At 65.3% G+C, this 11,140-nt stretch carries 11 protein-coding genes; 10 read left to right on the top strand and 1 reads right to left on the bottom strand.

Annotated features, from left to right (window positions below):
* Positions 1-98: 98 nt before the first annotated feature.
* Positions 99-1,064 (bottom strand): Bug family tripartite tricarboxylate transporter substrate binding protein, encoded by a 966-nt coding sequence (locus AC0L2J_RS34030; protein WP_473395886.1) that lies wholly within the window; start codon positions 1,062-1,064, stop codon positions 99-101.
* Between the two features lie 167 nt (positions 1,065-1,231).
* Between AC0L2J_RS34030 and proB the strand changes: the two genes are divergently transcribed.
* From proB to AC0L2J_RS33980, 10 genes are all read left to right on the top strand, one after another.
* Positions 1,232-2,353: a glutamate 5-kinase gene (gene proB / locus AC0L2J_RS34025; RefSeq protein WP_473251011.1), complete on the top strand. Its 1,122-nt coding sequence runs from the start codon at positions 1,232-1,234 to the stop codon at positions 2,351-2,353.
* Between the two features lie 146 nt (positions 2,354-2,499).
* Positions 2,500-3,795, top strand: a complete 1,296-nt coding sequence (locus tag AC0L2J_RS34020; RefSeq protein WP_473251012.1) for a glutamate-5-semialdehyde dehydrogenase — start codon at positions 2,500-2,502, stop codon at positions 3,793-3,795.
* Between the two features lie 20 nt (positions 3,796-3,815).
* A complete protein-coding gene (locus AC0L2J_RS34015; protein ID WP_473395885.1) occupies positions 3,816-4,460 on the top strand; it encodes a nicotinate-nucleotide adenylyltransferase in 645 nt (214 codons plus the stop codon).
* Positions 4,461-4,698: 238 nt separating this feature from the next.
* Positions 4,699-5,055: a ribosome silencing factor gene (rsfS, locus tag AC0L2J_RS34010; RefSeq protein ID WP_063992365.1), complete on the top strand. Its 357-nt coding sequence runs from the start codon at positions 4,699-4,701 to the stop codon at positions 5,053-5,055.
* A 96-nt stretch (positions 5,056-5,151) separates the two neighbouring features.
* The gene (gene rlmH, locus AC0L2J_RS34005; RefSeq protein ID WP_007598905.1) at positions 5,152-5,634 is read left to right on the top strand and encodes a 23S rRNA (pseudouridine(1915)-N(3))-methyltransferase RlmH; all 483 of its coding nucleotides are present in this window, start codon (positions 5,152-5,154) and stop codon (positions 5,632-5,634) included.
* 33 nt (positions 5,635-5,667) lie between these two features.
* Positions 5,668-7,029, top strand: coding sequence for a murein hydrolase activator EnvC family protein (locus AC0L2J_RS34000; RefSeq protein WP_473395884.1), 1,362 nt, complete (start codon positions 5,668-5,670; stop codon positions 7,027-7,029).
* Positions 7,026-8,381 (top strand): S41 family peptidase, encoded by a 1,356-nt coding sequence (locus AC0L2J_RS33995; protein WP_063992363.1) that lies wholly within the window; start codon positions 7,026-7,028, stop codon positions 8,379-8,381. Before AC0L2J_RS34000 ends, AC0L2J_RS33995 begins: the two co-directional genes overlap by 4 nt.
* 143 nt (positions 8,382-8,524) lie before the next feature.
* Positions 8,525-9,757, top strand: a complete 1,233-nt coding sequence (locus AC0L2J_RS33990) for a divergent polysaccharide deacetylase family protein (protein WP_063992362.1) — start codon at positions 8,525-8,527, stop codon at positions 9,755-9,757.
* A 75-nt stretch (positions 9,758-9,832) separates the two neighbouring features.
* Positions 9,833-10,336, top strand: a complete 504-nt coding sequence (locus AC0L2J_RS33985; RefSeq protein WP_007604352.1) for an RNA pyrophosphohydrolase — start codon at positions 9,833-9,835, stop codon at positions 10,334-10,336.
* 163 nt (positions 10,337-10,499) lie between these two features.
* Entirely contained in the window at positions 10,500-11,000 is a 501-nt protein-coding gene (locus tag AC0L2J_RS33980; RefSeq protein ID WP_007604351.1) for an RNA pyrophosphohydrolase, read from the top strand.
* Positions 11,001-11,140 lie beyond the last annotated feature (140 nt).

Below are 11,140 nucleotides of genomic sequence, written 5' to 3'. Positions count from 1 at the left end.
CCCGTCATCGAATCATAGCAAAGCGGCTACGGCAAATGCCCGTTTAGACGAAAGATTCTCACCCTCTCAGGATGAGGGGAGAGATCGCGCTATGCTTCTCAATTCTCGATCTTGTATCCCGTCGCCTTGACGATCGGCTGCCAAAAGGCGGTGTTCGCGGCGAGCTCCTTCGTCAGACCTTCCGCGCTGCTGCCGACCGGGATCAGCCCGATCGCGGTGAGCTTCTCCTTCACCTCGGGCTTGGCGAGCGCGGCGCTTGCGGCCGCGCCGAGCTTGCTCGCTAATTCCGGCGAGCTGCCGGCGGGAAGCCACATGCCGTACCAGGCGTCCGCGACGAGATCGATGCCGCTCTCCTTCAAGGTCGGTACCTCCAAGGCAAAGGGTGAACGTTCGGCGCTCGCGACCGCAATGATCTTCACGCCCTTGGCACGATGCTGCGGCAGCGCGTCCGCCAATGTGACGATGCCGAACGAGACATGGCCGCCGATGATGTCGTTGATGATGGGCGCGCTGCCGCGATAGGGCACGCGCGTCATGGGAATGCCGAGGTCCTTCTCGAGCTTGGAGCCCATGAAATGCGGGATGGTGCCGTTGCTCGGCACGCCGAACGACGCCTTGTCCGGATGCGCCTTCAGCCAGGCGACAAATCCCTTGAAATCCGCGGCATCGATCGTCGGACTGATCACGACGGCGAACTCGAACCGCGCCAGCAGCGATACCGGGACGAAATCCTTTGCGGTATCGAAGTTCGGGGTCGTCTCCACCATCGGCAGCAGGTACATCGTGGGCCCGGTCGTCACCAGCACCATGCTGCCGTCGGGGCTGGCCCCTTTCACCGCCTTGATGCCGATCAGGCCGTCGCCGCCGGTGCGGTTTTCGACCACGATGGTCCGCTGCAGCGCCGGTGCCATCTCCTGCGCGATCAGCCGGCACAGGGTGTCGCCGCCCGCTCCCGCCGCGAACGGGAAGATCATTTTCGTCAGCCCGGTCTGAGCTTGCGACCCGCCCACCTGCGCCAACAGCGGCAACCCGAGGCATCCGGCGATGAAGTTGCGGCGATCCATTGGTTTCCCCCTTTGAGCCCATTATGGTTGGCGACAGTTAGAGCCAGATGGGCGCTCCGGACAAGCGCCGTTTACGGGGCCTGCCGCCTTGCGCCAGCCATCGTCCTGCTGCAAAAGCAGGCCTTACCGGCGCCGCTCTCCAGCACGTACACACACCACATACACACATGGCCAGCCCCGAACTCAGTCAATTCCGCCGCATCGTCGTCAAGGTCGGCTCCGCGCTGCTGGTCGATTCCGACAAGGGCGAGGTACGGGCGTCCTGGCTTGCCGCGCTCGCCGACGACATGGCCAAGCTGCATCGGGAGGGGCGTGACGTTCTCGTCGTCTCCTCCGGCTCGATCGCGCTAGGCCGCAGCCGCCTGAAATTGCCGCGCGGCCCGCTGAAGCTGGAGGAGAGCCAGGCGGCGGCCGCCGTCGGTCAGATCGCGCTGGCGCGGATATGGTCGGAGGTGCTTGGCGCCCACGGCATCGGCGCCGGCCAGATCCTGGTGACGCTGCAGGACACCGAGGAGCGCCGCCGCTATCTCAACGCGCGCTCCACCATCGGCAAGCTGCTGGAGTGGCGCGCGATCCCCGTGATCAACGAGAACGACACGGTCGCCACCAACGAGATCCGGTACGGCGACAATGACCGCCTCGCCGCGCGCGTCGCCACCATGGCGAGCGCCGACCTGCTGGTGCTGCTGTCGGACATCGACGGGCTCTACGACGCCCCGCCGAAGAACAACCCGAACGCCAGGCTCATTCCGATCGTCGACAGCATCTCCTCGGAGATCGAGGCTGTCGCAGGCGACGCCGAGTCCGAGTTGTCGCGCGGCGGCATGCGCACCAAGGTCGAAGCCGCAAAAATCGCGACCACCGGCGGCACGCATATGCTGATCGCCTCGGGCAAGATCGAGCATCCGTTACAGGCGATCGCCGATGGTGGCCGCTGCACCTGGTTCCTGACGCCGGCCAATCCCATCACGTCGCGAAAGCGCTGGATCGCGGGCTCGCTGGAGCCGAAGGGCACGCTGACAATCGACGCCGGCGCGGTCGCGGCGCTGCGTGCCGGCGCCAGCCTGCTGCCGGCCGGCGTGATCAAGGTCGAGGGCCAGTTCGCCCGCGGCGATGCCGTGATCGTGCGCGGCCCCGACACCAGCGAGGTCGGCCGCGGCCTGATCGCCTACGACGCCGACGACGCCGAGCGGATCAAGGGCCGCTCCTCCCCCGATGTCATGGCCATCCTCGGCATCAGCGGCCGCGCCGAGATGATCCACCGCGATGATCTGGTGGTGGGCGGGTAGGGGCAGCAGCGGTCCTTTTCCGAGGATGTTGGTAAGCCAAAGACCTAGCCCGGTGCGGCCGGGGAGACCTGCCATACCCTACCGGCCCTTCGCAAAAGCGGGATTTCCGTGCTAGGACACTGCCTTAGCAGAAGGTTGAACTCCCCATGGCCGCCCCCCTCAAAGCCGTCGACGGCAATGCCGATCTTCAGGCGCTGATGACCGATCTCGGGACCCGTGCCCGCGCTGCCGCGCGCGTGCTGGCGCTGGCGCCGCCGGAGCAAAAGAACCGGGCGCTCGAGGCCATGGAGCGGGCGATCCGCAACAATGCAGCCGCGATCCTCGCCGCCAATGCCGAGGACGTCACCGAGGCCCGCGCCTCCGGCAACGCCACCTCGTCCTTCATCGACCGCCTGACGCTGACGCCGGCGCGGGTTGAGGGCATGGCCGAGGGCATCGGTATCGTGCGCGGCATTGCCGATCCAGTCGGCATCGTCACCGAGAGCTGGCAACGGCCGAACGGCATGACCATCGAGCGCGTGCGCGTGCCGCTCGGCGTCGTCGGCGTGATCTTCGAGAGCCGGCCGAACGTTGCGGCGGATGCCGGCGTGCTGTGCCTGAAGTCGGGCAATGCCGTGATCCTGCGCGGCGGCTCCGATAGTTTCCGCTCCTGCCGCGCGATCCATGACTGCCTGGTGCAGGGCCTGCGCGAAGCGGGCCTCCCCGAGGCTGCAATCACGCTGGTGCCGACGCGCGACCGCGCGGCGGTGGGCATGATGCTGTCGGGATTGAACGGCGCCGTCGACGTGATCGTACCGCGCGGGGGCAAGAGCCTCGTCGCGCGCGTCGAGCAGGAAGCGCGCGTGCCGGTGTTCGCGCATCTCGAAGGCGTCAACCACGTTTACGTCGACGGCAGCGCCGACCTCGCCATGGCGAAGTCGATCGTGCTCAACGCCAAGATGCGCCGCACCGGCGTCTGCGGCGCCGCCGAGACGCTGCTGGTCGATCGCGCGGCTGCCGGTAAAAACCTGAAGCCGCTGATCGAGATGCTGATCGAGGCCGGCTGCGAAGTGCGCGGCGACGACGCCGTGCAAAAGACCGATGCGCGCGTCAAACCCGCGAGCGCGGACGATTGGGACACCGAATATCTCGATGCGATCATCGCGGCGAAGGTGGTGGACGGCGTCGACGGCGCGATAGCGCATATCCAGAACCACGGCTCGCACCATACCGATGCGATCGTGAGCGCCGATGAGACCGCTGCGAAGAAATTCCTGAGCGAGGTCGATTCCGCGATCGTGCTGCACAACGCCTCGACACAGTTCGCCGACGGCGGCGAGTTCGGCTTCGGCGCGGAGATCGGCATCGCCACCGGCAGATTCCATGCCCGCGGCCCGGTTGGCGCCGAGCAGCTGACGAGCTTCAAATATCGCGTTCACGGCACCGGGCAGACGCGGCCGTAGACGACGCAGGGCGCGGGGCATTGAGCAACAATTTCGTCGCGCCACGTTTCTTCGCGCAGGCCATACCGACCCATACCTCGGGCATGCGCATCGGCCTGCTCGGCGGCTCGTTCAACCCGCCGCACCAGGCCCATCGCGCGATCAGCCAGTTCGCGCTGAAACGTCTCCAGCTCGATCGCGTGTGGTGGCTGGTGACGCCAGGCAATCCGCTGAAGGAAAACGGCGCACTGCACGAGCTCGGCGCGCGCATGCAGGCAGCGCGCGACATTGCGGACGATCCCAGGATCGAGGTGAGCTGTCTCGAATCCGTCATTCGCACGCGCTATACCATCGATACGATCAACACCTTGCGCCGCCGCCTCTCGGGCTTGCGCTTTGTCTGGATCATGGGCGCCGACAACCTCGCTCAATTCCATCGTTGGCAGCACTGGCGGCGCATCGCCGATCAGGTGCCGATTGCGGTCATCGACCGCCCGCCACAGAGTTTTCGTGCCCTCGCCTCTCCCGCCGCTCAGGCGCTCAGGCGCTATCGGATGCCGGAGAATGAGGCCGCATTGCTTGCGGACCGGGCCGCGCCAGCCTGGGTGTTCCTGACCGGAATGAAGCTGAATCTCTCGTCGACCGGCTTACGGAACCCGGATGGAAGCTGGAAAGGTACGAAGTGAGTCAGATTGTGCGAACGCCATGCGGCCTTCGGGCTCTCTGGCATATTGAAACCCTTAACCCCACATGATGTAGTGTAACCAGTGGGCGCCGGATTCGGCGTTCGCGATACAGTGAAAGGAATGGTCCCTGACCACATCTGTATTGTCCAAGACAGCCTCACCCAAGACGGCTTCACCGAAGTCTGTTTTACCCAAGGTTGCCAAGCCGACGCGTAAAACATCGACCAAAGCTGCGGCCTTGAAGGCGCAACCCGACGCCGACGAGACGCTGAGCCTGATCCTCTCCCGCCTCGACGACATGAAGGCGGAAGAGACGGTTACCATCGACCTTCGCGGCAAATCGGCCTACTCCGACTACATGATCGTCACCACTGGCCGGGCCAACCGGCACGTCGGCGCGATCGCGGAGAACGTCGCCAAAGGCCTCAAGGAAAACGGCATCAAGAACATCCACGTCGAGGGCTTGCCCAATTGCGACTGGGTGCTGATCGATTCCGGCGATGTGATCGTGCACGTGTTCAGACCCGAGGTCCGCGAATTCTACAGTCTCGAGAGATTGTACACGCAGGGCCCAGGGGCGGCGAAGGCGATCTGAGAGGCTGCTGGCCGATTTCGAATCGGCTGACGCGCATGCTAGCGTCGTGCGCGCGCATATTGCGCGCGGTCCAGAAAACGCGACCCTGAACATGTCATGCGCATAGCCGTCATTGCGGTGGGCCGGCTGAAGCAGGGCCCCGAACGGGAGCTTGCCGACCGCTATTTCGAGCGGTTCGACGAGGCCGGCCGGAAGCTCGGATTCCGCGAGCTCGCCATCCACGAATTGCCCGAAAGCCGCGCGCGCGATACGGCGACGCGGATGGCCGAGGAGGCCGCGGCGATATCCGCGCATATTCCCGAAAAATCGGTGCTGGTGGCGCTGGACGAGCGCGGCCAGAATCTGGATTCGACCGTATTCGCACGGCATCTCGGGCGCTGGCGCGACGAGGGTGCCGGTCATACTATCTTCATGATCGGAGGGGCGGACGGACTTTCGCCCGAATTGCGCCGTAAGGCCAAGCTCGCGATCGCGTTCGGCTCTGCGACCTGGCCGCACCAAATGGTCCGCGTCATGCTTCTGGAACAGCTTTATCGGGCCGCCACCATTCTGGCCGGCCACCCCTATCACCGCGCGTGACCCGCGCCACAACGAGCACCTTTGCATAAAGCGATGCGAGCGCCTGTCCTCAACCTGCTGCTGATCGCCGGCGTTGCCGGCGCAAGTATCTTGGGCGCAAGTATCTTGGGCGCAAGCCTCGCGCAAGCTCAGACGCCTGCACCGCAGACTGCGGCCGTCGCGCCCGATGCGATCAAGCAGCGCGAGCAGGAGCTCGAAGCCGCGCGCGCCAGCAAGAAGAGCGCTGAGGAAGCGCAGGCCAAGCTCAAGGCCGAGATCACCTCGCTCGGCCAGGACCGCACCCAGCTCAATCAGCAGTTGATCGACACCGCCGCCAATGTGCGCACCGTCGAGATCAAGATCGACGAGGCCGAAGCGCGGTTGCGATCGCTGAACGGCCGCGAGCAGGCGATGCGCAGCTCGCTCGACTTACGCCGCGCCGACATCGTGGAGGTGCTGGCGGCCTTGCAGCGCGCCGGAAGGCGGACGCCGCCGGCACTTCTGGTACGGCCCGAGGATGCGCTGCAATCGCTGCGCACGGCGATGCTGCTCGGTGCCGTGGTGCCGGAATTGCGCGGCCGCGCCGAGAAGATCGCGGGCGAGCTCGGCGAGCTCGTGGCCTTGCGCAAGACCATCGCGACCGAGCGCGACCAGCTCGCCTCCGACCGCGACAAGGTGCGCAACGACCAGACCCGGCTCGCGGCTCTGGTCGACGAGCGGCAGCGCCAGCAGGCGTCACGCGAAAAGGACCTCGATGCCGAGAATGCGCGCGCCGTCGCGCTCTCACGACAGGTTGGCGATCTCCAGGGGCTGATCGCCAAGATGGAGCAGGATCTGCAAAGCGCCGCCAAGGCGGCCGAGAAGGCGGCTGAGGCCGCCAGGCAGGCCGAGGCCAAAGCGGCTGCAAACGCGACCGCCAGCGCCAAGACCGGCCCCGGCGCTTTCAAGGATCGTTCCCGAACCACCCCTGCGATGGCCTTCGCCGCGGCCAAGGGCCTGCTGCCTCTTCCGGTTAACGGTAACAAGATCAGGGAATTCGGCGGTTCCGACGGGCTCGGCGGGGTCCAGAAGGGCATTTCGCTGGCGACCAGGCCCGGCTCCCAGGTCACGACGCCGTGTGATGGCTGGGTTGTCTATGCCGGCCCCTTCCGCAGCTATGGACAACTCTTGATCCTCAATGCCGGGGGCGGGTATCATGTGCTGATCGCCGGGATGGAGCGCATTTCGGTCAACATCGGTCAGTTTGTGCTCACGGGGGAGCCTGTCGCGACCATGGGGTCGACTTCTCAAGTCGCCTCCATTCTCGCCACGAACGCGAGTCAACCTGTGCTCTATGTCGAGTTCCGCAAAGACGGCACTCCAATCGATCCAGGCCCATGGTGGGCCGCAAATGAAGGCGAGAAGGTTCGCGGATGATGCGCAAGACTTCAGTTATCCTCCTCAGCGCGGCCACCGGTGCGGCGCTGACGCTGTTCGTGACGCAACCGCGCGCGATCTTCATGGGCTCCAGCGCGCGAGCCGCCACCGCGGACACCTATCGCCAACTCAATTTGTTCGGCGACGTCTTCGAGCGCGTGCGCTCGGACTATGTCGAGAAGCCCGACGACACCAAGCTGATCGAATCCGCGATCAGCGGCATGCTCACCGGTCTCGATCCGCATTCGAGCTACATGGACGCCAAGAGCTTCCGCGACATGCAGGTGCAGACCCGTGGTGAGTTCGGCGGCCTCGGTATCGAAGTCACGATGGAAGACGGCCTGATCAAGGTGGTCTCGCCAATCGACGACACCCCGGCCTCGCGCGCCGGCGTCATGGCCAACGACATCATCACCAATCTCGACGACGAAGCGGTGCAGGGCCTGACCCTGAACCAGGCGGTCGAGAAGATGCGCGGTCCGGTCAACACCAAGATCAAGCTCAAGATCATCCGCAAGGGCCAGGATAATCCGATCGACGTCACTCTGGTGCGCGACAACATCCGCGTCCGCTCGGTGCGCGCCCGCGTCGAGGCCGACGACATCGCCTACATCCGCATCACCACGTTCAACGAGCAGACCACCGAAGGCCTGAAGCGCGAGGTCGCCAACCTCTCGAATCAGATCGGCGACAAGCTGAAGGGCTACGTCATCGACCTCCGCAACAACCCGGGCGGGCTGCTCGAGGAAGCGGTCACCGTCTCCGACTCGTTCCTGGAGAAGGGCGAGATCGTCTCGACCCGCGGCCGCAATGCCGAGGAGACCCAGCGCCGTACCGCGCATTCGGGCGACCTCACCAAGGGCAAGCCGGTCATCGTGCTCGTCAACGGCGGCTCGGCTTCGGCATCGGAGATCGTCGCCGGTGCGCTGCAGGACCACAAGCGCGCGACCATCGTCGGCACGCGCTCGTTCGGCAAGGGCTCGGTGCAGACCATCATTCCGCTCGGCTCGGGCAACGGCGCGCTGCGTCTGACCACGGCGCGCTATTACACACCGTCGGGCAAGTCGATCCAGGCCAAGGGCATCGTGCCCGACATCGAAGTGCTGCAGGACGTGCCGGACGAGCTGAAGTCGCGCACCGACACCAAGGGCGAAGCTTCGCTGCGCGGCCATCTCAAGAACGACGGCGACGAGAAGACCGGCTCGCAGTCCTACGTTCCGCCGGATGCCAAGGACGACAAGGCGCTCAAGCTCGCCGACGATTTGCTCCACGGCATCAAGAACAGCGCCTCCGCGGCGCCCACCCCGGGCGGCGACAAGGCCACGACGGACAAGCCCAAAGCGGCGAACTAAGTCGGCGCATCGCGATCTAACGAAAGGGCGGCTCCCGGAGCCGCCCTTTTTTGCTTGGAACTCCTGCTATCCCCGGCCTATCCCGGCCTGCCGCCGCTTGACCTCGGCGTGGTATCGTCATCTCGAGTGATTCGGGATCGCGCATGACTGAAACGGCCGATGATCTGAGCGCCCCGCTCGGACGGGACAAGCCGCGCCGGAAGCGCCGGCTGCGGCTGCCGTTCACCGTCATGCAGCTGCTCGCGGTCCTGCTTGGCCTGTTCCTGGTCACATTTGCCGGCTTCGCCATCTTCAACAAGGATCCGCTCGGCGGCGAGCCGATGACGCGGCTCGCGATCCGCGAGCCCAGTGCCGCAGACAAGGCCGGCGACGACAAGCCGGCCGCTTCCGGCCACGGCCAGGACAGCAAGCAGGAAAGCAAGCAAGAGACCAGGGACGCACCGAAGCAGGCGGGCGAGCAGAAGACCGTCACCATGATCGACGGGTCCACCGGCACCCGCCACGACGTGGTGATCGGCGGCGATGCCGCCGGCAAAAGCGAGGCGGCCTCGGCTTCCGCACCGCCGCCCGTGATGGCCGGGATCGACTCAAAACTCCTCGAGAAATCGCGCTATGGCATGATCCCGGCGATGTCCGGGGATCTGAAGCCGTTCAACGTTTATGCGGCGGATGCCGACCGCGCCAAGGCCGCCAAGATGCCGGTGGTCGCGATCCTGATCGGCGGCCTCGGCGTCGGCGCCGCCAAGACCACCGATGCCATCATGCGGCTACCGCCGGCGGTGACGCTGGCCTTCACGCCCTATGGGTCCGATCCAGGAAAACTCGCCGAGCGCGCCCGCGCCCAGCGCCACGAGATCTTCCTCCAGATCCCGATGGAGCCCTATGACTTCCCCGACAACGATCCGGGACCGCAGACGCTGCTGACCTCGCTGAGTGCCGACCAGAACATGGACCGCCTGTACTGGCATCTGAGCCGGATGCAGGGCTATGCCGGCCTCACCAATTTCATGGGCGCCCGCTTCATCGCAACGGAGCCGGCGATGCAGCCGATCATCCGCGAGGCGGCCAAGCGCGGCCTCGGCTTCTTCGACGACGGCTCATCGCCCCGCAGCATCGCACCCCAGGCCGCCGGCAGCCTGGCGATGCCGTTCGGCAAGGGCGATATCGCGATCGACGCGGTGCCGACCCCGGCCGAGATCGACCGCGCCCTGACCAAGCTCGAAGCGGCGGCGCGCGAACGCGGCGTGGCCGTGGGCACCGCCTCCGCCCTCCCGGTCTCGATCGAGCGCATCGGCGCCTGGACCAAGACATTGGGCGACCGAGGTATCCTTTTGGTGCCATTGACAACCGCGATGCTGAAATCAAAATCCAGCTAAATCAACGGATTGGTACGGCACAGGCCCGCCGGGCCTGCTTCAGCCTTACCGACAGCATGCGAGAGGTCTGGCGGAATGGCGCGTTACGAAGATCTGCCCTACCGGACCTGCGTCGGCGTGATGTTGCTCAACAAGGACGGACTGGTGTTCATCGGCCGGCGTGCCGGCGGTATCGAGCATGTCGACGACACCCATGTCTGGCAGATGCCGCAGGGCGGCGTCGATCCCGGCGAGGACAATTGGGAGGCCGCCAAGCGCGAGCTCTATGAGGAGACCAGCGTGCGCTCGGTCGAGCGGCTCGGCGAGGTTCCGGACTGGCTCACTTACGACATTCCGCGCACGGTCGCCGGGCGCGCCTGGAAGGGCCGCTACCGCGGCCAGCGCCAGAAATGGTTCGCGGTCCGCTTCACCGGCAAGGACAGCGAGATCAATGTCGAAAAGCCCGGCGGTGGCCACAAGGCCGAGTTCGTGAGCTGGCGCTGGGAGCCGATGAAGAATCTGACCGGGCTGATCATTCCGTTCAAGCGCCCGGTCTACGAGCGCGTGGTGAAGGAATTTTCCGCGCTGGCGCAGGATTAGTTCAAGTCGCCTTTCCAGGTTGATGCTAGAGCCAGTTCCGTTCCGATGGAATCGGAACGGGGCTCTAGTTTTAGTTTGACGCGTTTTCTTGACGCGAACCGGTATCCACTTCGCTCGAAAACGCTCTAATGCACAGCCTGAAATGACGACGAGAGATCCACGCGTGAGCACCGAAAAACCCTACCGTCCCAATGTCGGAATCGCGCTGTTCAATGCGGATGGCCGCGTGCTGATCGGGCATCGCTTCAAGGGCGACGGACCCGAGATCATCTTGCCGGGCCTGGACTGGCAGATGCCGCAGGGCGGCGTCGACGAGGGCGAGGATTTGCGCGATGCCGCGCTGCGCGAGCTCTGGGAAGAGACCAGCGTCAAGAGCGCAACCTATCTCGGCGAGACCGACTGGCTGACTTACGAGTTCCCACCTTACGACGGACCGCAGACGCATCGGCTGGCGAAATTCCGCGGACAGCGCCAAAAATGGTTCGCGCTGCGCTTCACCGGCAAGGATGACGAGATCGATCCGCTGACGCCGCGCAACGGACAGCCCGCCGAGTTCGACGCCTGGCGCTGGGAGCGGCTCGACCGTGTCGCCGATGTCGTGGTGCCGTTCCGCCGCCACGTCTACAGCGCGGTGGCGCAGCAATTTGCGCCGTTCGCAAACTAAGAACGCAGAGGCCTTTCACCGCTTACCGCACAACCAGCCGCGGGCTCGCTCGGCCTCTCCCGTTTGCGAGAGCTTTGCGTAAATCGCGAATCTGCGATTCTCTAAGAGACGTTTGAAGAGGATCTGGGGATGGCATATCG

This window comes from Bradyrhizobium sp. MV1.5, from assembly GCF_055807615.1.
Note: the sequence above shows the minus strand (reverse complement) of the source record. Positions and strands in the feature narration are given on the sequence as shown.

Bases quoted from the DNA above. Each gene is read 5' to 3' on its own strand.
- AC0L2J_RS34030 (WP_473395886.1), bottom strand. From the start codon at position 1,064: ATGGATCGCCGCAACTTCATCGCCGGATGCCTCGGGTTGCCGCTGTTG.
- proB (WP_473251011.1), top strand. From the start codon at position 1,232: ATGGCCAGCCCCGAACTCAGTCAATTCCGCCGCATCGTCGTCAAGGTC.
- AC0L2J_RS34020 (WP_473251012.1), top strand. From the start codon at position 2,500: ATGGCCGCCCCCCTCAAAGCCGTCGACGGCAATGCCGATCTTCAGGCG.
- rlmH (WP_007598905.1), top strand. From the start codon at position 5,152: ATGCGCATAGCCGTCATTGCGGTGGGCCGGCTGAAGCAGGGCCCCGAA.
- AC0L2J_RS34000 (WP_473395884.1), top strand. From the start codon at position 5,668: ATGCGAGCGCCTGTCCTCAACCTGCTGCTGATCGCCGGCGTTGCCGGC.
- AC0L2J_RS33995 (WP_063992363.1), top strand. From the start codon at position 7,026: ATGATGCGCAAGACTTCAGTTATCCTCCTCAGCGCGGCCACCGGTGCG.
- AC0L2J_RS33990 (WP_063992362.1), top strand. From the start codon at position 8,525: ATGACTGAAACGGCCGATGATCTGAGCGCCCCGCTCGGACGGGACAAG.
- AC0L2J_RS33985 (WP_007604352.1), top strand. From the start codon at position 9,833: ATGGCGCGTTACGAAGATCTGCCCTACCGGACCTGCGTCGGCGTGATG.